Source organism: Amycolatopsis sp. NPDC114504, from assembly GCF_055633595.1.
In genome coordinates, this window is the sequence record NZ_JBVKDU010000003.1 from 1558358 (window position 1) to 1581018 (window position 22661).

At 71.1% G+C, this 22661-nt stretch carries 24 protein-coding genes and 2 riboswitches; of the genes, 12 read left to right on the forward strand and 12 right to left on the reverse strand.

Annotated features, from left to right (window positions below; translation table 11 throughout):
* Positions 1 to 4: 4 nt before the first annotated feature.
* Positions 5 to 1198, forward strand: coding sequence for a molybdopterin molybdotransferase MoeA (moeA, locus tag ACZ7PG_RS28870; RefSeq protein ID WP_470242177.1), 1194 nt, complete (start codon positions 5 to 7; stop codon positions 1196 to 1198).
* Here the strand turns inward: moeA and ACZ7PG_RS28875 are convergent.
* Positions 1152 to 2405, reverse strand: a complete 1254-nt coding sequence (locus tag ACZ7PG_RS28875) for an MFS transporter (RefSeq protein ID WP_470242178.1) — start codon at positions 2403 to 2405, stop codon at positions 1152 to 1154. The genes moeA and ACZ7PG_RS28875 overlap by 47 nt on opposite strands.
* A complete protein-coding gene (locus tag ACZ7PG_RS28880; RefSeq protein ID WP_470242179.1) occupies positions 2402 to 2962 on the reverse strand; it encodes an ArsR/SmtB family transcription factor in 561 nt (186 codons plus the stop codon). The genes ACZ7PG_RS28875 and ACZ7PG_RS28880 overlap by 4 nt, the downstream gene beginning before the upstream one ends.
* Positions 2963 to 3034: 72 nt before the next feature.
* On the opposite strand from ACZ7PG_RS28880, the gene ACZ7PG_RS28885 reads away from it, so the two are divergent.
* Complete coding sequence (locus ACZ7PG_RS28885; RefSeq protein WP_470242180.1) at positions 3035 to 3319, forward strand: GlsB/YeaQ/YmgE family stress response membrane protein; 285 nt, start codon at positions 3035 to 3037, stop codon at positions 3317 to 3319.
* Positions 3320 to 3358: 39 nt separating this feature from the next.
* On the opposite strand, the gene ACZ7PG_RS28890 is transcribed toward ACZ7PG_RS28885, so the two are convergent.
* Positions 3359 to 3571, reverse strand: a complete 213-nt coding sequence (locus ACZ7PG_RS28890) for a hypothetical protein (RefSeq protein WP_470242181.1) — start codon at positions 3569 to 3571, stop codon at positions 3359 to 3361.
* A gap of 248 nt (positions 3572 to 3819) precedes the next feature.
* Between ACZ7PG_RS28890 and ACZ7PG_RS28895 the strand changes: the two genes are divergently transcribed.
* The 3 genes from ACZ7PG_RS28895 to ACZ7PG_RS28905 all read left to right on the forward strand — a co-directional run bounded on the left by ACZ7PG_RS28895 (position 3820) and on the right by ACZ7PG_RS28905 (position 8044).
* Entirely contained in the window at positions 3820 to 4554 is a 735-nt protein-coding gene (locus ACZ7PG_RS28895) for a phosphatidylserine decarboxylase (protein ID WP_470242182.1), read from the forward strand.
* Positions 4555 to 4557: 3 nt separating this feature from the next.
* Positions 4558 to 5511, forward strand: a complete 954-nt coding sequence (pssA, locus tag ACZ7PG_RS28900; RefSeq protein ID WP_470242183.1) for a CDP-diacylglycerol--serine O-phosphatidyltransferase — start codon at positions 4558 to 4560, stop codon at positions 5509 to 5511.
* 265 nt (positions 5512 to 5776) lie between these two features.
* The gene (locus ACZ7PG_RS28905; protein ID WP_470242184.1) at positions 5777 to 8044 is read left to right on the forward strand and encodes an AAA family ATPase; all 2268 of its coding nucleotides are present in this window, start codon (positions 5777 to 5779) and stop codon (positions 8042 to 8044) included.
* Positions 8045 to 8087: 43 nt separating this feature from the next.
* On the opposite strand, the gene ACZ7PG_RS28910 is transcribed toward ACZ7PG_RS28905, so the two are convergent.
* Both ACZ7PG_RS28910 and ACZ7PG_RS28915 read right to left on the reverse strand, forming a co-directional pair.
* Positions 8088 to 8708 carry a LytR C-terminal domain-containing protein gene (locus ACZ7PG_RS28910; protein WP_470242185.1) on the reverse strand — a complete coding sequence of 207 codons (621 nt, stop codon included), beginning with the start codon at positions 8706 to 8708 and terminating at the stop codon, positions 8088 to 8090.
* The gene (locus ACZ7PG_RS28915; RefSeq protein WP_470242186.1) at positions 8705 to 9013 is read right to left on the reverse strand and encodes a DUF3263 domain-containing protein; all 309 of its coding nucleotides are present in this window, start codon (positions 9011 to 9013) and stop codon (positions 8705 to 8707) included. Before ACZ7PG_RS28915 ends, ACZ7PG_RS28910 begins: the two co-directional genes overlap by 4 nt.
* A 154-nt stretch (positions 9014 to 9167) precedes the next feature.
* Here ACZ7PG_RS28915 and ACZ7PG_RS28920 point away from each other — a divergent pair, with 154 nt between their 5' ends.
* The gene (locus ACZ7PG_RS28920; protein WP_470242187.1) at positions 9168 to 9746 is read left to right on the forward strand and encodes a peptide deformylase; all 579 of its coding nucleotides are present in this window, start codon (positions 9168 to 9170) and stop codon (positions 9744 to 9746) included.
* Positions 9747 to 9808: 62 nt separating this feature from the next.
* Here the strand turns inward: ACZ7PG_RS28920 and ACZ7PG_RS28925 are convergent, their stop codons facing one another.
* On the reverse strand, positions 9809 to 11974 hold the full coding sequence (locus ACZ7PG_RS28925; RefSeq protein WP_470242188.1) for a glycoside hydrolase family 15 protein: 2166 nt from the start codon (positions 11972 to 11974) through the stop codon (positions 9809 to 9811).
* A gap of 200 nt (positions 11975 to 12174) precedes the next feature.
* On the opposite strand from ACZ7PG_RS28925, the gene ACZ7PG_RS28930 reads away from it, so the two are divergent.
* The 3 genes from ACZ7PG_RS28930 to thiD (ACZ7PG_RS28940) all read left to right on the forward strand — a co-directional run bounded on the left by ACZ7PG_RS28930 (position 12175) and on the right by thiD (ACZ7PG_RS28940) (position 15671).
* On the forward strand, positions 12175 to 13086 hold the full coding sequence (locus tag ACZ7PG_RS28930; RefSeq protein ID WP_470242189.1) for a S1C family serine protease: 912 nt from the start codon (positions 12175 to 12177) through the stop codon (positions 13084 to 13086).
* Between the two features lie 38 nt (positions 13087 to 13124).
* A riboswitch (TPP riboswitch) is annotated at positions 13125 to 13246 on the forward strand.
* Positions 13240 to 14874, forward strand: coding sequence for a phosphomethylpyrimidine synthase ThiC (thiC, locus tag ACZ7PG_RS28935; RefSeq protein WP_470242190.1), 1635 nt, complete (start codon positions 13240 to 13242; stop codon positions 14872 to 14874). Its footprint overlaps the riboswitch before it by 7 nt.
* Entirely contained in the window at positions 14871 to 15671 is an 801-nt protein-coding gene (thiD, locus tag ACZ7PG_RS28940; protein ID WP_470242191.1) for a bifunctional hydroxymethylpyrimidine kinase/phosphomethylpyrimidine kinase, read from the forward strand. The genes thiC and thiD (ACZ7PG_RS28940) overlap by 4 nt, the downstream gene beginning before the upstream one ends.
* A gap of 32 nt (positions 15672 to 15703) precedes the next feature.
* On the opposite strand, the gene ACZ7PG_RS28945 is transcribed toward thiD (ACZ7PG_RS28940), so the two are convergent.
* On the reverse strand, positions 15704 to 16099 hold the full coding sequence (locus ACZ7PG_RS28945; protein WP_470242192.1) for a winged helix-turn-helix transcriptional regulator: 396 nt from the start codon (positions 16097 to 16099) through the stop codon (positions 15704 to 15706).
* Positions 16100 to 16189: 90 nt separating this feature from the next.
* Here ACZ7PG_RS28945 and ACZ7PG_RS28950 point away from each other — a divergent pair, with 90 nt between their 5' ends.
* Entirely contained in the window at positions 16190 to 17113 is a 924-nt protein-coding gene (locus tag ACZ7PG_RS28950; RefSeq protein ID WP_470242193.1) for an NADP-dependent oxidoreductase, read from the forward strand.
* On the opposite strand, the gene ACZ7PG_RS28955 is transcribed toward ACZ7PG_RS28950, so the two are convergent.
* Complete coding sequence (locus ACZ7PG_RS28955) at positions 17110 to 18120, reverse strand: phosphatidylinositol-specific phospholipase C domain-containing protein (protein WP_470242194.1); 1011 nt, start codon at positions 18118 to 18120, stop codon at positions 17110 to 17112. The genes ACZ7PG_RS28950 and ACZ7PG_RS28955 overlap by 4 nt on opposite strands.
* 105 nt (positions 18121 to 18225) lie before the next feature.
* Here ACZ7PG_RS28955 and thiD (ACZ7PG_RS28960) point away from each other — a divergent pair, with 105 nt between their 5' ends.
* Together thiD (ACZ7PG_RS28960) and ACZ7PG_RS28965 are read left to right on the forward strand one after the other, a co-directional pair.
* Entirely contained in the window at positions 18226 to 19053 is an 828-nt protein-coding gene (gene thiD / locus ACZ7PG_RS28960; RefSeq protein ID WP_470242195.1) for a bifunctional hydroxymethylpyrimidine kinase/phosphomethylpyrimidine kinase, read from the forward strand.
* A gap of 59 nt (positions 19054 to 19112) precedes the next feature.
* Positions 19113 to 19916: an ion transporter gene (locus ACZ7PG_RS28965; RefSeq protein ID WP_470242196.1), complete on the forward strand. Its 804-nt coding sequence runs from the start codon at positions 19113 to 19115 to the stop codon at positions 19914 to 19916.
* Here ACZ7PG_RS28965 and ACZ7PG_RS28970 read toward each other — a convergent pair.
* The 4 genes from ACZ7PG_RS28970 to thiO all read right to left on the reverse strand — a co-directional run bounded on the left by ACZ7PG_RS28970 (position 19913) and on the right by thiO (position 22482).
* Entirely contained in the window at positions 19913 to 20347 is a 435-nt protein-coding gene (locus tag ACZ7PG_RS28970; RefSeq protein ID WP_470242197.1) for a MarR family winged helix-turn-helix transcriptional regulator, read from the reverse strand. The genes ACZ7PG_RS28965 and ACZ7PG_RS28970 overlap by 4 nt on opposite strands.
* Positions 20348 to 20445: 98 nt before the next feature.
* On the reverse strand, positions 20446 to 21204 hold the full coding sequence (gene thiG, locus ACZ7PG_RS28975) for a thiazole synthase (RefSeq protein WP_470242198.1): 759 nt from the start codon (positions 21202 to 21204) through the stop codon (positions 20446 to 20448).
* Between the two features lies 1 nt (position 21205).
* Complete coding sequence (gene thiS / locus ACZ7PG_RS28980; protein WP_470242199.1) at positions 21206 to 21406, reverse strand: sulfur carrier protein ThiS; 201 nt, start codon at positions 21404 to 21406, stop codon at positions 21206 to 21208.
* Positions 21406 to 22482 (reverse strand): glycine oxidase ThiO, encoded by a 1077-nt coding sequence (thiO, locus tag ACZ7PG_RS28985; RefSeq protein WP_470242200.1) that lies wholly within the window; start codon positions 22480 to 22482, stop codon positions 21406 to 21408. Before thiO ends, thiS begins: the two co-directional genes overlap by 1 nt.
* Positions 22477 to 22582: riboswitch (TPP riboswitch) on the reverse strand. It overlaps the preceding gene by 6 nt.
* Positions 22583 to 22661: the final 79 nt, after the last annotated feature.

Genomic DNA, 22661 nt, shown 5'->3' on the forward strand with positions numbered 1-22661 from the left:
TCCGGTGATCTCCGTCGACGACTACCGCGACCGGGTTGCCGCGCTCCTGGGCACCTCTCCCGCCACCGCCCTGCCCCTGGCCGACGCGGCCGGCCTCGTCCTCGTCGAGGACGTGCGGGCCGGCGTTTCCCTCCCGCCCTTCGACAACTCGGCGATGGACGGCTACGCGGTCCGCGCCGCCGACGTCTCGCGGACGCCGGTGACCCTGCCGGTCGCCGACGACATCCCGGCGGGCCGCGTCGACGTCGGAACCCTCGAACCGGGCACGGCGCACCGGATCATGACCGGCGCCCCGCTGCCGCCCGGCGCGGACGCCGTCGTGATGGTCGAGGACACCGACGGCGGCACCGAGACCGTGACGATCTCCGCCGCGGCCACGGAAGGCGCGCACATCCGGCACTCCGGCGAGGACGTCCTCGAAGGCACCATCGCGCTGCACGCCGGGACCGTCCTCGGCCACTCGCAGCTGGGCCTGGCGGCCGCCGTCGGGCTCGCCGAGGTGCGGGTGCACCGGCCGCTGCGGGTGCTGATCGCCTCGACCGGCACCGAGCTGATCGACGCGCCGGCGCCGCTGCGGCACGGCCAGATCTACGAGTCCAACAGCGTGATGCTCGCCGCGGCGGTCCGCGAGCTCGGCTGCGAGGTCGAAGTGGTCCGCAGTGTCGTCGACGACGTCGAGGAGTTCCGCAAGGTCATCGAGCCGAAGCTGGCCGACGCCGACCTGCTGGTCACCTCCGGCGGGGTCAGCGCGGGCGCGTACGAAGTGGTGAAGGACGCGCTGACCGGCCAGGGCGTCGAGTTCGCGAAGATCGCGATGCAGCCGGGCGGGCCGCAGGGCTGCGGCCGCTGGCAGGGCGTGCCGGTGGTGACCCTGCCCGGCAACCCCGTCAGCGTCCTCGTGTCGTTCGAGGCGTTCCTGCGCCCGGCGCTGCTGACGGCGCTGGGGCACACCGACGTCTCGCGCCGCCGCGTCCGGGCCCGGCTGACCGAGGCGATGTCGTCGCCGGGCGGACGCCGTCAGTACCGCCGGGGCGTGTTCACGCCGTCCGACCGGGAGGTCACCGGGGTCGTCGGGCCCCGCGGCGGCCCCGGTTCGCACCTGCTGGCCGCGTTCACGCAGGCCAACTGCCTGATCGTGCTGCCGGAGGACGTCACATCGGCTGCGGAAGGCGAGGAAGTGGACGTCCTGCTGCTCTGACCGGGAAGTCGCGCAGCTTCCGGTACGGCGCGAGCAGCGGCAGCGCGGCGATCAGCAGCACGGACGCGACCCAGAGCGTCTCGCGGACGCCGATCACCTCGCCGAGCGCGCCGCCGAGCACCCCGGCCAGCGGGATCGTGCCGTAGGCGACGAGAGACGCGCTCGAGGTGATCCGGCCGAACAGCTCGGGCGGGCAGTAGCGCTGCCGGAACGTCGCGGTCAGCACGTTCGAAGCGACGACACCCGCGCAGACGCCGAAGTCCGCGAGCACGAACAGCACCAGGCCGGGGCCCGGACCGGCGAGCGGGCCGAGCAGCATCATCGGCGCCGCGAAGGCTTCGCAGAGCAGGAACGCCCTCGCGGCGCCGAAGCGCGCGCCGAGCCGGCCGGCCAGTGCCGCGCCGAGCACCCCGCCCGTCGCGGCCAGGGCCAGGACCAGGCCGACGAGGCCGGGCCCCGCGCCGAGCGTGCGGGACAGGAAGACGATCTGGATCGACGTGTACCCGGTGAGCGCGAGGTTCGAGGCGGCGGCGAAGGCCATCATCGACCGCAGGTACCGGTCGCCGGCGACGAACCGCAGTCCTTCGGCGATCTGGCTGCGCAACGGCGTGCGCTCGGCCGGGACGACGGTCTCGCGCACCCGGATCGCCCGCACGCACAGCACGGAGATCCCGAAGCTGACCGCGTCCGCGAAGATTCCGCTGACCGGGCCGAACGCCTGCGCCAGCAGCCCGGCCAGGCCCGGCCCGGCGACCTGCGTCGCGGACTCGCTGCCCTGGATCTTGGCGTTGGCGCCGAGGAGCTCGTCCTGGCCGACCAGCGCCGGCAGGTACGCGCGGTAGGCGAGGCTGAAGAAGACCTTGGCGGCGCCGCCGAGCAGGGCCGCGCCGAGCAGGTACGGCATGGTCAGCGCACCGAAGGCGGCCGCGACCGGGACACTGCCGAACACGAGCATCGACACCGTGTTGCAGACCAGCATCACCGGCCGCTTCGGCAGCCGGTCGACCCACGCGCCGGCGGGCAGGCCGACCACCAGCCACGGCAGCCACGCGGCCGCGGTCAGCACGCCGACTCCGAAGGTGCTCGCCTGCAGCGTCAGCACCGCGACCAGCGGCAACGCCGTGCTCGCGACCATGCTGCCGAGCATGCTCGTGGTCTCGCCGGTCCAGAGCAGCCGGAAGTCCCTGTTCCCCCAGAGCCCCTTCACGGCTTGCCCAGCGAAGTCCGCGCGACGAAGAAGACCGGACGGCGCTCGACGCCGTCACCGGGTTCGGTGCGGTCCTCGAACTCGGCCAGCAGCAGCAGGACCCGCTCGTTCAGCTCTTCGAGCTCGGCGGCGGACAGGCGCATCCAGGTGTCCGTGCTGAACGCCACGCCCCGCCACTCCGGCGGGTAGGTCTCGCGCGTCGCGAGCCACTCGCGCGCGACCGCCATCTGGTGGTCGAGGGTCAGCACCTCGGCGGCCTCCGCGACCGGGTCGTCGGGGAAGTCGGCCGCGGCCCACCGCAGCGTCTTCGCTGTCCGCTTCCACCAGCGTTCCCGCTGGTCACGGGCCAGCTCGGGGGCCACTTCGACCAGCTTGGCCGCGGCCAGCACCTTCATGTGGTGGCTGATGTTGCCCACCGCCTGGTCGGTCTTGCCCGCCAGCATCGACGCCGTCGCCGGGCCGTCCAGGTGGAGCAGTTCCATCAGCCGTCGTCGCAGCGGGTGCGAAACCGCCGCCAGCACCTTCGAATCCCGGATCTCCCGGACGTCGTCGCTCATGAAGCACAAGAGTAGTTGTACAAGAGATGTTGTGCAATGACTCTTGTACAACCACCCGGGTAAGCTCGCGCCATGGGTTTCGTCGCATGGGTGATCTTCGGGGCGATCGTCGGCTGGGCGGGGAACCTCGTCGTCGGCGGCCGGGACCGGCGCCGGCAAGGCTGCCTGGTCAGCGTGCTCGTCGGCGTGGTCGGCGCGGCGCTCGGCGGGCTGGTCTACCGGCTCGCGACCGGCCAGTCCAAGACGTTCGACTTCGACTTCCCCAGCTTCGGCGTGGCCATCCTCGGTGCCGTCGTGCTGCTGGCGATCCTGCGGCTCGTGAACGGTCTCGGCCGTCGACCGAGCGACCATTCGTAACTTTTGCCGGACGAATCCCGAGCGGTGCCGTTCCGGACGTTAAAATGCTTCCTCACGCGCATCGCCCGGTGGCCGGGTGCCTGCGCCGTCGGGGGGCGCAGGCACCCGGCCGCGCTTCTTCGCCTCGATGACGACGTCGACGGCGCGCACCGGGTCCACCAGCCGCGGCACCGGCACCTCGTCGATCTCCCGGCACCACGCGCCCAGGAGCTCGTCGAGACGAGCTTCGGCGGTATCGCGGTGATCGGTCATCGTCCCCTCACAAGGTCTCTCGGCAGCGCCCCGAACGGCGTCGACTACTCAGTGTTGTCGTCGAATTCGACCTTGTGTTACCGGGATGTGGCCGCTCCCACCCGCTGCGGGGACACCCTCACGAGGGAGCCGACCAGGGGCGCGCGCCGACCCTCACCTGGGGCAGCGGTAGCGTGGGGGCGCCCGTACGCGGCCGCCGGACCCCGGCGCCGACGCGTCCTTCCGACACGAAACCAGGGGACCCGACCATGAGCGGCACCCGGCCGGAACCCGCCGGCAATCCCGTCGCCCACGCCCTTCAGCTCGCCCGCGAGACGCTGCCGCCGATGCACCCGGCCGGTCGCCCGTTCGTGGCGGGCGGCGTGGCCGCGACGCTGGTCGCCCGCCGGTTCTCCAAGCGCCTGGGCGTCCTCGGCGCGCTGACGACCGTGGCGATGGCCGCGTTCTTCCGCGAGCCGAAGCGGGTCCCGCCGCCGCGTGACGGCGTCGCGCTCGCCTCGGCCGACGGTCTCGTGTCGCTGATCGAGGAAGCCGTCCCGCCCGCCGAGCTGGGCCTGCCGGCCGAGCCGCGGATGCGCGTGTCGGTGTTCCTCTCGGTGTTCGACGTGCACGTCCAGCGCGTGCCGGCGAACGGCGTGATCGAGCGCGTCGCCTACCGGCCGGGCAAGTTCCTCTCCGCCGACCTGGACAAGGCCAGCGACGACAACGAACGCAACTCCGTGCTGATGCGCACCGAAGACGGCCACGAGCTCGTCGTCGTGCAGATCGCCGGGCTGGTCGCGCGCCGCATCCTCTGCGAGATCCGCGAGGGCGACAAGGTCGGCGCCGCCTCGACGTACGGCATCATCCGCTTCGGCTCGCGGGTCGACCTCTACCTCCCGCCGGGTTCGCGCGTGCTGGTCGCCAAGGGCCAGCGCACGGTCGGCGGCGAGACGGTGATCGCGGAGCTCCCCGCACTGCCTGCGTCCCTTTCGGAAGGCTGATCGATGGTCCGCGTGACCACCCCGGGCGTCCGGCTGCTCCCGAACGCCATCACCGTGCTCGCCCTGTGCGCGGGCCTGTCGGCCGTGCAGTTCGCGCTGACCAAGAACTTCGCCATGGCGATCGCCTCGATCGGCATCGCGGCGGTGCTCGACAGCCTGGACGGCCGGATCGCCCGCCTGCTCGACGCGACGTCGAAGATGGGCGCCGAGCTGGACTCGCTGTCCGACGGCATCTCGTTCGGCGTGGCGCCGGCGCTGGTCATCTACGTGTGGCAGACCGGCGCGGACCGGATCGGCTGGGTGGCGTCGCTGATCTTCGCCGTCTGCATGATCCTGCGGCTGGCCCGCTTCAACACGCTGCTGGACGACACCGAGCAGCCGGCGTACGCGAGCGAGTTCTTCGTCGGCGTCCCGGCGCCGGCGGGCGGCCTGCTGGCGATGCTGCCGCTGGTGGCGTGGCTGCAGTGGGGCGAGGGCTGGTGGTCCTCGCAGTACGTCGTGTGGGCGTGGACGGTCGCCATCGCCGCGCTGCTGATCAGCCGCATCCCGACGCTGTCGCTGAAGACGGTCAAGGCCCCGGCCAAGGCGATCGCGCCGCTGCTGCTCGGCGTCGCGCTGCTGGCCGCCGCGATCATCCAGTTCCCGCTGGTCGCGCTGATCGCGGCGATGATCCTGTACCTGGCGCACATCCCGTACTCGGTCTACCGGCACCGCTGGCTGGCCGCGCACCCCGAGGCCTGGACGGTCCCGCCGCGCGAGCGCCGCGCGATCCGCCGGGCCTCCCCGCGCCGCCTGGGCCTGCGGCGCCCGCTGCGCCGCCGGGTGGCGGGCGCGGCGATGCGCGCGGTCCGCCTCCCCCGCACCGGCGAGCCGATGCGCACCCCCCGCGAAACCTCCCAGAACGGCAACGGCCAGCGCCGCCGCTCCTGGCGCCAGATCGGCCTCCGCCGCAAGTAGCCGTGTCGACCCGCCAATCACGCGTGATGCCCTCCCAATCACACGTGATGCCTCCCCAATCACGCGAGATGCCCTCCTGGTCACGCGAGCCGACCGGGCCGGTACGGCGATCACGCGTGATCCGAGGGGCTTCACGCGTGATCAGCGGGGCATCACGCGTGATTGAAGGGGCATCACGCGTGATCAGGCGGTCGACACGCGTGATCGGGGAGACGACACGGGTTCTCGGCTCCTGGACGGCCGCCGGATCGCTAGGGTGAACGGCGTGAGCCACCCGCAGATCACGCTGACCGTCCGGCACACGCCGTCCGCGCTGGACACGCGCCGCGGCGTCGTCCGGCTGCACCCCGAAGTCCTCGACGCGCTCGGCCTGCGGGCCTGGGACGCCGTGCACCTCACCGGGGCCCGGGTCAGCGCCGCCCTCGCCGCGCCCACCGACGAGGCCGACGTGCCCGGCATCGTCCTCACCGACGACGTCACCATGTCGAACCTCGGCGTCACCGAGGGCGCCGAGATCGTGGTCGCGCCCGCCGACGTCGCCGGGGCCAAGACGGTCACCGTCGCCGGGTCGCGGCTGGCCAGCGTCTCAGTCAGCCCGCACATGCTGCGGCTCGCCCTGATCGGCAAGGTGCTCACCGTCGGCGACGCCGTTTCGCTGCTGCCGCAGGACCTCGCGCCGACGCCGGGGTCCGACCCGGCCGGCCTGCGCGGCCAGCTGTCCCGGGCGATCGGCGCGACCTGGACGAACGAGCTGCTCACCGTCACCGCGACCGAGCCGGCCGGCCCCGTCGCGGTCGGACCGTCCACTGTGGTCGTCTGGCGCGACGGCGCACGCCCCGCGCCCGAGCCCGCCGCGCCCCGGACGGCGACCGCGCTCGTGCGTACCTCCGCCGTCACCGCGGCCGAGGAGTGGATCGACGCGGAGATCGTCGAAGACGAGGTGGTGCTCGCGGAGGCCGTCGAGCCGGTCGTGCCGCTGGCCGACCTCATCGGTGCCGAAGCGACCGCGCGCAAGCTCGCCGAGTGGTTCGACCTGGCGTTCCACCGGCCCGAGCTGCTGGCCCGGCTGGGCGCGCCCGCCCACCTCGGCGTCCTGCTGTCCGGCCCCGAGGGCGTCGGCAAGGCGACGCTCGTCCACTCCGTCGCGAGCGAGTCCGACATCCGCGTGGTGCAGGTGGCCGCGCCGAACCTCGCGGTCCTGGACCCGAACGTCGCGGTCGCGCGCCTGCGCGAGGCCATCCGCGCGGCGGAGGGGCCCACGGTCCTGCTGCTCACCGACGTCGACGCGCTGCTGCCCGCGGCCACCCCGCCGCCGGTCGCCACCGTCGTGCTGGAGGAGCTGCGGACGGCGCTGCGGCGCGAACGCTTCGCCGTCGTCGCGACGACGGCCCGCGCGGAGTCCGCCGACCCACGGCTGCGCGCCGCCGACCTGCTGGACCGCGAGCTCGGCCTCGCCCTGCCGGACGCGAAAACCCGTCGCGAGCTGCTGAACGTCCTCCTCCGCGACGTCCCGCTCGACACGGGCATCGACTGCGGCGTCCTGGCCGAGCGCACTCCGGGGTTCGTCGCCGCCGACCTGATCGCCCTCCGGCGGGACGCGGCCCTGCGCGCGGCCCTGCGCCAGCGGGAGGCCGACGAGCCGCGGATCTCGCAGCAGGACCTCCTCGATGCGCTGGCCACCGTCCGCCCGGTCTCGATGTCCACTTCGGACAACCTGGCCACCGGCGGCCTGACCCTGGACGACGTCGGCAACATGGTCGACGTCAAGCAGTCGCTCACCGAGGCGGTGCTCTGGCCGCTGCGGTACCCGGACTCGTTCGCCCGCCTCGGCGTCGAGCCGCCGCGCGGCGTGCTGCTCTACGGCCCGCCCGGCGGCGGCAAGACGTTCCTGGTGCGGGCGCTGGCCGGCACCGGCGCGCTGAACGTCTTCGCGGTCAAGGGCGCCGAGCTGATGGACAAGTGGGTCGGCGAGTCGGAGCGCGCGGTGCGGGAGCTGTTCCGCCGGGCCGCCGAGGCCGCGCCGTCGCTGATCTTCCTCGACGAGATCGACGCGCTGGCCCCGCGCCGCGGCCAGTCGTCGGACTCGGGCGTCGCCGACCGCGTGGTCGCGGCGCTGCTGACCGAGCTCGACGGAGTCGAGCCGATGCGCGAGGTCGTCGTCCTGGGCGCGACGAACCGGCCGGAGCTGGTCGACCCCGCGCTGCTGCGGCCGGGCCGGCTGGAGCGCCGCGTCTACGTGCCGCCGCCGGACGCCGAAGCTCGGACCGCGATCCTGGTGGCCAGCTCGAAGAACACGCCGCTGGCCGCCGACGTCGACCTCGCCGAGGTCGCGTCCACTCTGGACGGTTACTCGGCCGCCGACTGCGCGGCGCTCATCCGCGAGGCGGCGCTGACGGCGATGCGCGAGTCACTGGAGGCCCGCGAAGTCACGGCGGCGCACCTGGACGCGGCGCGCAAGACGGTCCGGCCGAGCCTCGACCCGGCCCAGCTCGCGGCACTCGAGGCGTACGCGAAAACCCAGGTCGGCGAATGAAAAAGCGGCCGTCACCCCTGGGGTGACGGCCGCTCTCCCAAGCTCAGCTGCCCTTGTGGCCGGCCTGGTATTCCTTCGTCACGATCACTATCACGCCCGGGCTCGCGCCCTCGATCCCCGGGAAGCGCGGCTCCGCCTTGATCCCGAACTCCTGCGCGAGCTGTTTGGCCGCGGCTTCCTCGTCGGTGCCCGGGCGGTAGAACGCCGTCGTCGTCGGGATGGTGCCCTGCGAGTAGTTGCTGACCTCGTTGATGGTCCAGCCGCTCCCGCGGAAGTCCTCCGCCGCGCGGTCCGCCAGGCCCTTGATCGTCGAGTTGTTGAACACCCGGACGGTCACCCACTTGTTGCCCGCCTGGTGGTCACCGGGCTGGCCCGGCTGGCCGGACGTCGGCTGGCCCGGCGTCGGCGTGGTCGGCGACGGCGGGGTGGGCGACGTCGGGTTCGTCGAAGTCGAGGACGGCGGCGTCGTCGAGGTCGACCCCGGCGGCGGCTGCGACCCGGTGGAGCTGCCCGGTGAGCTGGGCGTGCCGCTCGGCCCGGCTTCGTTCGACCCGTCACCACTCAACGCGGACACGCCGCCGATGACCGCGGCGATGATGGCCACCCCGATCAGGACGACGCCCGCGGCCTTCATCGGCCGGGACATTCCCGAAAACACACTCATTTCAGCTCGATCCCCAGTCGCCGGGCGCCACGCTTGCGCTGGCGGGCGGCGCGCGTCTTGCGCAGCCGCTTCACCAGCATCGGGTCGGCTTCGATCGCTTCCGGCTTCTCCAGCAGCTTGTTGAGCAGCTGGTAGTAGCGCGTCGCGGACAAATCGAAGCGTTCGCGGATGGCGTTCTCCTTCGCCCCGGCATGTCGCCACCACTGGCGCTCGAAGACGAGGATCTCGACCTCGCGTTCGGTCAGGCCGGGCACGGGCTTCGGCGGCGACGGCTGCGGCTCAGCCATCGACTCCGCGGCGTCCATCCGAGTCCCTCTCAATCGGGCGTATGGCGAATCAGACCTAGCTCTTCCGCGGGCGCCATTCAACCACGGAAGCGCACGCCGACGTGGGCATCCGCGTCGGCGCGTCACGGTCTGATGCAGGTCTACCAGAGGGGTCCGACTAAACTGCGTGGTCGTGACCATCCACCCCATCGTGATCGCCGGCGAACCCGTGCTGCACCAGCCGACTCGGGAGATCACCGAGTTCGACGAGAAGCTGCGCACGCTCACCGACGACATGTTCGAGACGATGTACGCCGCCGAAGGAGTCGGTCTCGCGGCCAACCAGATCGGCCTCGACCTGCGGGTGTTCGTGTACGACTGCCCGGACGACGAGGGCGTCCGGCACAAGGGCCTCGTCGTGAACCCCAAGCTCGAGACGTCGGAGATCCCGGAGACCATGCCGGACCCGGACGACGACTGGGAGGGCTGCCTGTCCGCGCCCGGCGAGTCGTACCCGACGGGCCGCGCGACGTGGGCGAAGGTGACCGGCTTCGACGTCGAGGGCAACCCGATCGAGGTCGAGGGCACCGGCTACTTCGCGCGCTGCCTGCAGCACGAGACCGACCACCTCGACGGCTTCATCTACCTCGACCGCCTGGTCGGCCGGCACGCGCGCGCGGCGAAGAAGATGCTGAAGTCCAACAAGTGGGGCGTCCCGGGCAACTCGTGGCTGCCGCCGAAGACCCCCGAGGACGACGGCGCCGTCCTCTGACCCGCCCCCCGGTCGTGAGTGAGAAACAGGGTTAGAACACTGTTTCTCACTCACGACGGGTTTCAGCAGCCGAGGAAGTGGCAGCGCACCACCTTCGGCGTCTCCAGCGTCGAGCCCGCCTTGACGTCCTGCGCGAGCCGGACGTACTGGGCGTGCGTCCAGGCCAGCGGGGTCGCCGAGTTGTTCGGCGTGCCCGTCGCGAAGCCCGGCTGCCCCGACGGCGCGTTCTCGTCCCACACCTGCTCCGGCATGGTCTCCGCCGAGCTGCTCACCCGGCCGAGGTCACGCAGCCGCCGCGCGGCCGACGCCGGGTCGCCGAGCGTCAGCTCGTACTCGCCGCGCTCGCCGGCCAGCAGCGGCCACAGCCGGCCGAACGTCGTGCGGCTCTCGGCCGGGAACGTGTAGTCCCACGGCGAACCGTCGGCCTGCTCGCCGTAGCCGTCCTTGGTGTAGCGGTGCCAGAACTGGCCGGTCGGCGTCGTGAACGCGATGTCCTTGTCCGTCACCTTGATGCTGTTGCGAACCACCGGGTCGTCCGCGCGGTAGATGCCGAGCCGGACCAGGTCGAGGAAGCCCGCGTCGGTGACCGCGCGCTGGTCCATCGTGACGCTCGAGTTGCCGAGGTTGTACGTCGTCCCGGCGTTGGCGTTCGCGTCCTTGGTCAGCCGGACGAAGTACGGGTCCTTCGACAGCGGCCCGTTCGTGGTGATCGTCTGCTTCGGCAGGTCGGCCTTCATCTTGTCGGCCGCCGCGAGGTACCGGGCGGCGTCCGCCGGAGCTCCGTTGTGCGAAGCGATGTCCGCGGCGCAGACGAGCCCGGCGATCACCGACGCGATGGTCGACGGGGACCAGCCGTCCTGCTCCTCCCAGCGCTCCTGCTGGGTGTACGGCGCCCGCTGCCCGTTCGGGCCCACGTACCCGAGGATGAAGTCGGCGGCCTTCCGGACGCCGGGCCACAGGTCGTTGCGGCCGAGCTGCTGGGCCAGCACGATCGGGAAAGCGGTTTCGTCGAGCTGGATCGACGTCCAGTACGGCACGCCGTCGACCCGGCTGTTCTGCGGCATGTGCCCGTCGGCCTGCTGCTGGGTGCCGAACATGTACGACACCGAGCGGTTCGCGGCGGCCGTGTCGCCGCCGGCGGCCAGGCCGGTCGCGATCTGGTAGAGGTCACGCGGCCAGACCAGGTGGTAGGTGCCGGACGGCGACCACTCCGGGTCGTTGTTCCCGAAGCGCCACGGCATGCTCGGCGACGCGATGAAGGCGCCCGGGTGGTGCTTGTCCTCGCTCGCGGCGAGCGTCAGCATCGACGCCTTGTAGAGGTCACGCTCGGCGTCGGTCTTCAGCGACGACGGCGGCTTGCTGACGCCGCGCAGGTACTGTTCCCAGCCGCGGTCGTACGCGCGGGTGATGTCGCGGACGCCGCGTCGCTGCGACGCCTGCGCGCTGCCGAGCGCGTCGGCGGCCTTCGCGCCCATGCCTAGGGCGAGGGTGACGTGCCGGTTCCGGACGCCGTCGGCGCTCGTCTGCCCGGTCAGCAGGACGTTGCCCTTGGCGGCGGTGTCGTACTGCGCCAGCTTGAAGGTCTTCGTGAGCTGCGTGTTGCCGTCGGACGAGCCCGCGTAGCCGACGCTCGTCTTCGTGAACGCGGGCTTGGCGGTCAGCGCGGCGGCGTTCGTCGCGTCCTGCGCGGTGACGGCGTCGCCCTTGCGCGCGGCCGAGTCGTCGGAGCCGTCGTTGGTCAGGTCCGGGTCGGCGACCGCGTAGAGCTGGTACGGGCGCCCGGTGAGCGACTGGAAGTCGACGTCCACCAGCACGGTCGTGGCGGCCGGGTCGGTGACGTAGGTCTTGCGCAGCCGCCAGCGGTGCTGGTCGTCGGTGATCGTCTGCTCGTAGGTCAGGCTGTCGTCGTCGGTCCGCCGCACCTGCTGCGCCTTCTCGGCGTAGTCGAGGTCGGCGAAGCTACGGCCGTCCGTGACGACGAAGTTCATCGACCGGACGCTCGGCGTCGACAGGTCCGGGTAGTAGACCTCGGACATCTGGCCGCCCTGGAGCGTGAACCAGACGTTGCTGGACCGGTCGTGAGCCGTGCCGAAGCCGGTCTTGTTCGCGGGCAGCCAGCTGGGATGGGTCCCAGGAGCGCCGGGAGCCTCTCCCGCGGCCGCCGCGATCCCCGGGATCAGGCCGGTGACCAGCAGCCCGGCGAGGGCGCCGAACATGAGTTTTCGCATATCAACCCCACAGAAAGTCACTTCTGCACCGTTACAGAAGCGCCTGGAAGTGTCTCGCCGATCCTTCACCGGCGCATGGTCCGATCCGGTGAACCACTGACCGTCACTGGTCCGCCCGGCCGGTTCTCCAGCAGCGAACGGACTTCGGGCGCTTTCCGGCGCAGACTTGTAGTACCTGCAACGGTGTAATCGAGGTGCTCATGGAAGACGCGATGGACGCCTACTCGCGGGCGGTCAGCACGGTCGCCAAGACCGTCACCCCGCACGTCGCCGGGGTTCAGCTCGCGCGCGGCAGCGGCTCGGCCGTCGTCTTCGCCGCCGATGGCCACCTGCTGACCAACGCGCACGTCGTCGACGGCAACCGAAAAGGCGTCGCGACCTTCGCCGACGGCAGCGAAGTGCCGTTCGACGTCGTCGGCGCCGACCCGCTGTCCGATCTCGCGGTGCTGCGGGCACGCGGCGAGACGCCGTCGGCCGCTCAGCTGGGCGACGCCGACCAGCTCGTCGTCGGGCAGCTCGTCGTGGCCATCGGGAGCCCGCTCGGCTTCTCCGGCACCGTCACCGCGGGTGTCGTCAGCGCACTCGGCCGGGCACTGCCGGTGCGCCACGGCCGCGCGGGGCGCGTGATCGAAGACGTCATCCAGACCGACGCCGCGCTCAACCCGGGCAACTCCGGCGGCGCGCTCGCCGACTCCACCGGCCGCGTCGTCGGCATCAACACCGCCGTCGCCGGCATCGGGCTCGGGCTCGCCGTGCCGATCAACGCGACGACGCGGCGGATCATCGACACTCTCGTCGTCGAAGGCCGGGTGCGGCGCGCGTACCTCGGCGTCGTCGGGGTCCCGGCGCCGCTGCCGGACGACATCGCCGAGCGCACCGGGCAGAGCGCCGGGCTGAGGGTCCACGAGGTCGTCTCCGGCGGTCCCGCCGACCGCGCGGGCCTCAAGGCGGGCGACCTCGTGCTGACCGTCGGCCGCACCCGCGTCTCGGACGCCCAGGGCATCCAGCGGCAGCTGTTCGCGGAAGTGATCGGCACCGCACTGCCGATCACCGTGCTGCGCAACGGAGCCATGGTCGACGTGTACGCCACTCCGGCCGAGTTGGTCGGGTGACTTGAGTATCGCGCTCCGGCGTGGCATGGTCGGTGGCACAACACCAACGCGGGAGCTCGCGCCATGGCGGGCTGAGAGGGTGACTTGCGTTTCGCAGGCGTCACCGACCGCATGAACCTGACCGGGTAATGCCGGCGTAGGGAGTGAAAGTCGTTGACGACGCTCGAAAACAAGGACGTCTCCGTCACCACCGGCCCGATCACCGGTTCACACAAGGTGTATCACCAGACCGAATCCGGCCTGCGTGTTCCCGCACGCCGGATCGACCTCTCGAACGGCGAACACTTCGACGTCTACGACACTTCCGGCCCGTACACCGACCCCGAAGCCGAGATCGACGTCCACAGTGGACTGCACCGGCTGCGCGCCGGCTGGGCCGACGGGCGTGAGCACAACACCCAGCTCGGCTGGGCCAAACAGGGTGTCATCACGCGGGAGATGGAGTACGTCGCCGCCCGCGAACGGGTTTCCGCGGAGTTCGTGCGCGCCGAGGTCGCGAGCGGCCGCGCGGTGATCCCGGTCAACCGCAGGCACCCCGAGTCCGAACCGACGATCATCGGCAAGAACTTCCTGGTGAAGATCAACGCCAACATGGGCAACTCGGCCGTCTGGTCGTCGGTCGAGGAAGAGGTCGACAAGATGGTGTGGGCGACACGCTGGGGCGCCGACACGATCATGGACCTTTCGACGGGCAAGCGGATCCACGAGACGCGGGAGTGGATCATCCGCAACTCGCCGGTCCCGGTCGGCACCGTGCCGATCTACCAGGCGCTGGAAAAGGTCGACGGGGAACCGGAAAAGCTGTCGTGGGAGGTCTACCGCGACACCATCATCGAGCAGTGCGAACAGGGTGTCGACTACGTCACCGTGCACGCCGGCGTGCTGCTGCGCTACATCCCGCTGACCGCGCGGCGCGTTACCGGCATCGTCAGCCGCGGCGGGTCGATCATGGCCGCGTGGTGCCTCGCGCACCACCAAGAGTCCTTTTTGTACACGCACTTCGAGGAGCTCTGCGAGATCCTCCGGCAGTACGACGTCACGTTCTCCCTCGGCGACGGCCTGCGCCCCGGCTCGATCGCCGACGCCAACGACCGCGCCCAGTTCGCCGAGCTGGAGACCCTCGGCGAGCTGACGCACATCGCGCGTTCGCACGACGTCCAGGTGATGATCGAGGGCCCCGGCCACGTGCCGATGCACAAGATCAAGGAGAACGTCGAGCTCGAGGAAAAGCTTTGCGGTGAAGCGCCGTTCTACACCCTCGGTCCACTCGCGACGGACATCGCGCCGGCGTACGACCACATCACGTCGGCCATCGGCGCGGCGCAGATCGGCTGGTACGGCACGGCGATGCTGTGTTACGTCACACCGAAGGAGCACCTCGGCCTGCCGAACCGCGACGACGTCAAGACCGGCGTGATCACGTACAAGATCGCCGCGCACGCCGCGGATCTCGCCAAGGGCCACCAGTACGCCCAGGAGTGGGACGACGAGCTGTCGAAGGCGCGCTTCGAGTTCCGCTGGAACGACCAGTTCAACCTGTCGCTCGACCCGGACACCGCGCGCGCGTTCCACGACGAGACACTGCCCGCCGAGCCGGCCAAGACCGCGCACTTCTGCTCGATGTGCGGGCCGAAGTTCTGTTCGATGCGGATCACGCAGGACGTCCGCAAGTACGCCGAGGAGCACGGTCTGTCCACAGTGGAGGCGATCGAGGCCGGCATGGCGTCGAAGTCGGCGGAGTTCACCGAGTCCGGCGGCAAGGTCTACCTGCCCGTGGTGCAGCCGTGACACCGCCCACCGCCCTCACCATCGCCGGATCCGACTCCGGCGGTGGTGCGGGCATCCAGGCGGACCTGCGGACGTTCTTCGCCAACGGCGTACACGGGCTCGTCGCACTGACCGCGGTGACCGTGCAGAACTCCCTGGGCGTCCAGGGTTTCACCGAGATCCCGGCCGACGTCGTCACCGCACAGATCAAGGCGGTGGCGTCCGACATGGGCGTGAACGCGGCGAAGACGGGCATGCTCGCGACGGCGGAGATCATCCGCGCGGTCGCGAAGACCCTGGATGAGCTGGGGATGGACTTCCCCTTGGTGGTCGACCCGGTGGCAGCGTCGATGACCGGCCACGCGCTGCTCCGGGAGGACGCCCTGGAGGCGATCCGCACAGAGCTGTTCCCGCGCGCGACGCTGATCACGCCGAACCTGGACGAAGTCGGGCTCTTGACCGGCATCTCGGTTTCCGACGAGGCTTCCCAGCACGCGGCGGCGGAGGCACTGCTGGAGTTCGGCTCGCAGTGGGTCCTCGTCAAGGGCGGCCACATGCAGGGGACGTCCGAGTGCGTGGACCTGCTGTCGGACGGAAAGTCGTTCATCTCGTTGAGCGGCCCGCGGTTCAAGACGGAGAACACCCACGGCGGCGGCGACACGATGGCCTCGGCGATCACGGCGTCACTGGCGAAGGGCGCTTCGGTGCCGGACGCGGTGGCAGCGGGGAAGAAGTTCATCGAGCGCTGCGTCGCCGAGTCTTACCCGCTCGGTGCGGGTGTCGGGCCGGTGTCGCCGTTCTGGGTGCTGGACCGCTAAACACCGGTCGCCGGCCTGGCCGAACTCAGCGGCTAACGGACCGGCTGCAGCTCCCGGCCGTCGTACTCCTCGCGTGACGAGCGGATGCGGTCGAAGTTCGCCTGCGACCACGTGCTCAGCGCCACCAGGTGCGCCCCCACCTCCGCGCCCATCTCCGTCAGTGCGTACTCCACCGTCGGGGGCGTTGTCGGGTACACCGTGCGCGTCAGGAAGCCGTCGCGCTCCAGTTGGCGGAGGTTCTGGGTCAGCATCTTCTGGCTGATTCCGTCGACCGCGCGGCGCAGCTCGCCGAAGCGGTGCGGGCCGCGGGCCAGTGCGCCCAGCATCAGGGCCGTCCACTTGTTGGCCAGCAGATCCAGCACGTCCCGGCAGGGACAGCTGCGGAGGTAGACGTCCCAGGGTCCGTCCTGGTCACAGGTAGTTTCCACGAGGTACCTACTTTACGAACAAGTGCCTTCTGGCGAAAAGTGACGAACGCTCCGAGTATAGGGGGACACCCAGGAAGAAGGAGAGCAGAGATGCGCGTCGTGACCCAGGAGACCCTCGGCGGACCGGAGGTGCTCCGCGTCACCGAAGCACCGCGCCCGGAACCCGGGCCGACGGAGGTCCTGGTGCGGGTGAAGGCCGCGGGCATCAACCCCGTCGACTGGAAGGTGCGCGCCGGCGGTGGGTTCCTCGGCGAGCCACCGTTCACCGTCGGGTGGGACGTCGCCGGCGTCGTCGAGGAGGTCGGCTTCGGTGCCACCGGTGTCCGGGAAGGCGACGAAGTCCTCGGCATGCCGTGGTTCCCGCGCCCGGGCAACGCCTACGCCGAGTACGTCACCGCGCCCTCGCGGCACTTCGTGCGCAAGCCGGCCGGACTGTCGTTCGCCGAGGCCGCCGCGCTGCCGCTGGCCGGGCTCACCGCCTGGCAGGGTCTCGTCGACGTCGCCGATGTCCACAAGGGACAGCGCGTCTTCGTCGACGCCGCCGCGGGCGGGGTCGGCCACCTCGCCGTGCAGATCGCCAAGGCACGCGGCGCGCACGTCATCGGCACGGCCAGCGCCGGCAAGCACGACTTCCTGCGCGAACTCGGTGTCGACGAGCCGATCGACTACCACGACGCGCAAGCCACCACGTCCGATGTGGACGTCTACTTCGGACTCGTCGGCGAGGACAGCGATCTGCGCTGGCTCCCCGCGATCAAGGAGGGCGGCCTGCTGATCGGCGTGCCCAGCGGCGTCGCCGACCAGGTTGCCCGAAAAGCCGCCGAGCGCAATGTCCGCACCGAGCGGATCCTCGTGGAGCCGGACCGCGGCGGGCTGACCGGCCTCGTCGAGCTGATCGAGGCCGGTCAGCTGAAGGTCCGCGTCGAGCAGACCTTCCCGCTGGAAGACGCCGCCAAGGCGCACGAGCTGGGTGAGTCCGGCCGGGTGGCCGGCAAGCTCGTGCTGACCGTCTAACCCCGGGCGAGCACCTGCGGCAGCACCGTCGTGAGCCCGGTCCAGTCCGACGTGATCACCGACGCGTGCTGCTTCGCCAGGTCGGCGACGCGCTGGTTGGCCTGCTCGACCGTCGGGTTGTGCGCGTCGATCGCCGGCGCGACGTTCTGCCCGTCGGTCATCACGACGTAGTAGTGGTTGGCGTCGTACCACCACGGCCCGGTCTGCGTCACCCACGCGTTCGCGTCGCCGTCGAACACGACGAACCACGGCTTGAGGTCGGCGGTGTACTTGTCCCGCGGGTCACCGCCGGCCGCGCCGTGGACGGTCGGGAAGATGTTCGCGTCGCCGAGCTTGCCGGCGTTCTTGAGCCCGACCAGGTAGCGCGCGTACTCGACGTCCGTCTTGAGCGTGTCGGTCGGGTTCTGCTCCTCGACCGTGCCGGGGATGATCTCGGTGATCACGCGGCCCCGCAACGCGTCCACGGACGGCCAGTTGTCCGCTTTGGACGCGTCGTCGAGCGTGGCGTAGCTCCCGAGCAGCTCGGCCGGGCGGAACGCGACGCTGCCGAGGTGCGAGCGGAACGTCGCGTCCAGCTCGTCCGGGCCCATGCCGGTGTTGTCCGAGAAGCCCGTCTTCATCTCGAGCTTGAGCGTGATCGGCGTGTGCCCGGGGTGGGCGGCCAGCCAGATCCGGATGTCGTCGAGGCAGTACTCGAGGTTCTTGTTCTTGCCGCCGGTGTACAGCTGCGACGCCGACGTGGCCGCGACGCAGTTGTTGTTGTTCCCCAACGGGTTCGAGTGGCTGACCTTCCACTCGTGGGTGAAGAAGTCCGGCCAGACGTCGAGCTCGATCAGCGACGACCCGGCGTCGAGCGCCTGGGCCAGATAGCCGTAGGCCGCCGGGTCGTACGTGTTGTGCACGCCGACCGTCGTGACATGGGAGAGCTTTGGGCTGTCCGCGTTGGCAGCAGTCGCTCCCGAGAACGTGAGCGCTGCCGCGAGGAGGACCACCGAGAAGAGCTTCATCCAGGCTCCTTCGAACGTGAGTAACGTTCACAATGTCTCACCGTGGTTGACTGTTGATGAAGCAAAAGAGGCCGATTGGCCTAGACCAGAAGTCGGGAAACCACCATGACGACGAGCCCTCCCACGGCGTTGACCATCGCCGGGTCGGACTCCGGCGGTGCCGCCGGGCTCCAGGCGGACCTGCGCACCTTCCTGACCTGCGGCGTGCACGGCCTGGTCGCGGTCACCGCCGTCACGGTGCAGAACACCCTGGGTGTGCACGACCGCGCCGACCTGCCGCCGCACATCGTGGCCGGGCAGATCGAGGCCGTCGCGGCGGACATGGGCGTCGGGGCGGCCAAGACCGGTATGCTGGCGTCCGCGGAGATCATCAACGCCGTCGCGGCCGCGTGCGACAAGGCCGGGATCGGCCGCGACGAGAAGATCCCGTTCGTCGTCGACCCGGTCGCGGCGTCGATGCACGGCCACCCGCTGTTCGACGACGCCGGCCTGCACGCCCTGCGCGACGAGCTGCTGCCGCGCGCGACGGTGCTGACCCCGAACCTGGACGAGGTCCGCCTCCTGACCGGCATGACCGTGAAGGACCGCGAGGGCATGCACACCGCGGCCGTGGTGCTCCAGCGGATGGGCCCGAAGTACGTCCTGGTCAAGAGCGGTCACCTGCAGTCCGACCCCGAATGCGTCGACCTGCTCTTCGACGGCTCGACGTTCGTGGAGCTGCCGGGCGAGCGGTATCCGACGCCGCACACCCACGGCGCGGGCGACACGATGGCGTCGGCGCTCACGGCGGGCCTGGCCAAGGGCATGCCGGTGGTCGAGGCGGCGCGGTACGGCAAGTGGTTCGTCTCCCACGCCGTCGAGCACGCCTACCCGATGGGCGCCAAGGTCGGACCCGTCTCGGCCTTCTGGCGGCTGGCACCCGAAGAGCGCTGAGCACCCGCCCGGTTACCATCCCTGCGTTTACTCATCCTTGAACTGAGCAGGGGGCGGCCTTGACCGGGCGCGAGCGGGTGGCGAAGGTCCTCGAGGACCGCCGCTTCCAGAACTTCATCATCGCCGTGATCGTGTTCAACGCGACCACGCTCGGCATGGAGACGTCGACGTCCCTGATGAACGGCTACGGGACGCTCCTGCACGTCCTCGACCACATCGCGCTGGGCATCTTCGTCGCCGAGCTGCTCGCGAAGTTCTACGCCTACCGCGGCGCGTTCTTCCGCGACAACTGGAACGTCTTCGACCTGCTGGTCGTCGGCATCGCGGTGATCCCGGCGACCGGGCCGTTCGCCGTCCTGCGATCCCTGCGCGTGCTCCGGGTGCTGCGGCTGATCTCGGTCGTGCCGTCGATGCGCAAGGTCGTCTCCGGGCTGCTCGCGGCGATCCCCGGCATGGCGTCGATCGCCGCGCTGCTCGCGCTGATCATCTTCGTCGCCGGCGTTATGGCGACCAAGCTGTTCGGCGTCATCTCGCCGGAGAACTTCGGTGACCTCGGCACGTCGCTGTTCACGCTGTTCCAGGTGATGACCGGTGAGGCGTGGCCGGACATCGCGAAGGAGATCATGGTCCAGGCGCCGATGGCCTGGATCTTCTTCGTCGTCTACATCCTGGTGTCGAGCTTCGCGGTGCTGAACCTGTTCATCGCCGTGGTCGTCAGCGGCATGGAGGACGAGCTGCGCCAGGACATCCGCGAGGAAGAGGCGAAGCAGGCCGAAACCCAGGCGGCCGCGAACCAGGAGATCCTCGACGAGCTGCGCGCCCTGCGGGCCGAGCTCGCCGAGCTGCGGCGGGAAGCGGCTTAGCGGTCCTCGTCCGCGATCAGCGCCTCGAGCGCCGGGAGCGCCGTCGTCAGGGCTTCGCGGTGCTCGGGCGTCAGGCGGTCGAGACGTCGGTTCAGCTCCTGCACCCGCGTCGACCGGACGCCGGAGACGAGCCGCTCGCCCTCCTCGGTCGCCTTCGCCAGCCACGCGCGGCGGTCGACCGGGTCGGACTCGCGGCTGACGTAGCCCGCCTCGACGAGCGACGCGATGATCCGCGACATGGTCGCCGCGGCGACGCCCTCCTTCGCGGCGAGGTCGCCGAGACGCAGCTGACCGGAGATCACCAGCGTCGCGAGGGCCGAGATGGCGCCGTGGCCCGGGCCGGGTACCCCGGCCTGCCGCAGTGACCGGGACAGCCTGCCGACGGCGAGGTACAACCTGCCCGAGACGTCCTGGACGGAGGTGCTGGTCACGGCTGGCTCCTTCTGCCCTTGCCCCGCCGCGGGTGCGCCGGAAAGTGCCGACAACCTTACGGGTTCGCGGTGCACGTTCGGCGTTAAGGCACCCGTGTTCACCGGGGTGGACTCGATGCCTGCGCCCAGAACCGCTGCGGCACGCGCCCGGCGCTGCGGGCCAGGTGACCGGCGACGACGGCCGAGCGCATCGCCGCGGCCATCCGTTCGGGGTCCGTCGCCCGGGTGACGGCGGTGGACAGCAGGACGGCGTCGCAGCCGAGCTCCATCGCCAGCGTCGCGTCGGACGCCGTGCCGATTCCGGCGTCCAGGATCACCGGGACGCCCGCCCGCGAAACGATCAGCTCGATGTTGTGCGGATTCCGGATGCCGAGGCCGGTGCCGATCGGCGCGCCCAGCGGCATCACCGCGGCGCAGCCGGCCTCTTCGAGGCGCAGCGCGAGCACCGGATCGTCGTTCGTGTAGGCGAACACGGTGAACCCGTCGGCGGCCAGCCGTTCGGCGGCGTCGAGGGTTTCGATCGGGTCCGGGAGCAGCGTCCGGTCGTCGGCGTGCACCTCGAGCTTGATGAGATCGGTACCGAGCGCCTCGCGCGCCAGCTGCGCGGTGAGCACGGCTTCGGCGGCCGTGCGGCAGCCCGCGGTGTTCGGCAGCAGCTCGATGCCGAGCCTCTTCAGCAGTTCGAGGACGCCGGAGCCGCCCTCGGCGTCGGCGCGGCGCATGGCGACGGTGGTCAGCTCGGTGCCGGACGCGACCAGCGCGCGTTCGAGCACGGCGAGGTTCGCCGCGCCGCCGGTGCCGATGATCAGCCTCGACGACAGCTTGTGCGTGCCGATGACCAGCGGTTCTTCGTCCATTTCAGCCTCCCTGGACCGCGGTGAGCACGTCGAGTGCCGCGCCCTTGGGCACGGCGGTGGCCGCCCAGTCGCCGCGGCGGACGACGACGCCGTCGACCGCGACGGCGATGCCGGGCCGCTGGCCGCCCGACGCGTCGAGGACGTCGGCGACGGTCGCGCCGTCCGGGAACTCCGTCCACGTCCCGTTGAGCTTGATCTCCATCACACGTGCTCCTTTTGGTGCAGGCGGGCGGGCGAAGCCGCTTCGACGCCTTCGGGCGGCTTCTCACCCTCGAGCCAGGCGAGGACGGCGTCCGCGGTCACGGGGGCCATCAGCAAGCCGTTGCGGTGGTGCCCGGTGGCGGCGAAGACGCCGTCGTCCAGGACACCGACGTACGGCAGCACGTCCCGACTGCCGGCCCGCAGGCCCGCGGCGGTCTCGACGAGCTCGTACTCGGTGATCGCGGGGAAGACGCGCTCGGCGCCCTCGATCAGCTCGCGGACGCCGCGCGCGGTGACGGCCCGGTCGAAGCCCGCTTCGTACTGCGTCGCGCCGAGCACAAGCTCCTGGTCGCCGCGCGGGACGAGGTAGATCGGGCGCCCCTCGACGACGGCCCGCACGGTGCGCGACGGCGGCGGCAGGCAGCCGCGGCGCGGTTTCAGGCGCAGGATCTCGCCCTTGAGCGGGCGGACGGCGTCGGCGAGCTGCGGGTGCAGCCGCCCGGTCCAGGCACCCGCGGCGAGCACGACGGCGTCGGCGTCCGGGATCCGTTCGACGCGCTCGCGGACGAACCGGACTTTGTGGTTGACGCAGGCCGCGTACAGGGCGTGGAGCAGTTTCCGGTTGTCCACGGCCAGGTCGCCGAGCACGTGGAGTCCACTTCGGACGGACCCGACCCCGGGTTCGAGCCGCTTGGTCTCCCGGCTGGTGAGCCGTTCGGCCGCGCGGCCGAGCGAGTGCAGGTGGGCGGCGAGGATGTCGAGGTGCCCGGCGTCGGCGCTGTCGAACGCGACGACGAGCGTCCCGTGCTCGGCGAGTCCGGGGTCGACGCCCTCCTGCGCGAGGTCGCTCGCGAAGCCGGGCCAGCGCCGTAAAGAGGCTTCGCCGAGCGTGAGGACGTCCTCCTCGCCCGGCCAGGCCTCGGTGACCGGGGCGAGCATGCCGCCGGCCAGCCAGGACGCGCCGCCGCGGACGGGCTCGGGGTCGTAGAGGGTGACTTCGTGGCCGGTGCTCGCCGCGCGCCAGGCCGCGGACAGGCCGATGACGCCGCCACCGACGACGGCCAGGGTGTTCGTCATGGGAATCACGCTCCCTGCGCCGGCATGACCCGGATCAGGTTCCACGGTCGGAGCGGCAGCTCCCTCTCAGCCCGTCCCTCGGGCTCCCGTGCGGACTCCCTCACCCTACTGTGCCGTTGGTTGATAATCCAACCGCAGCCACGGCCGGATGACTTTCGCGGCAACGACACTTGCCGCTC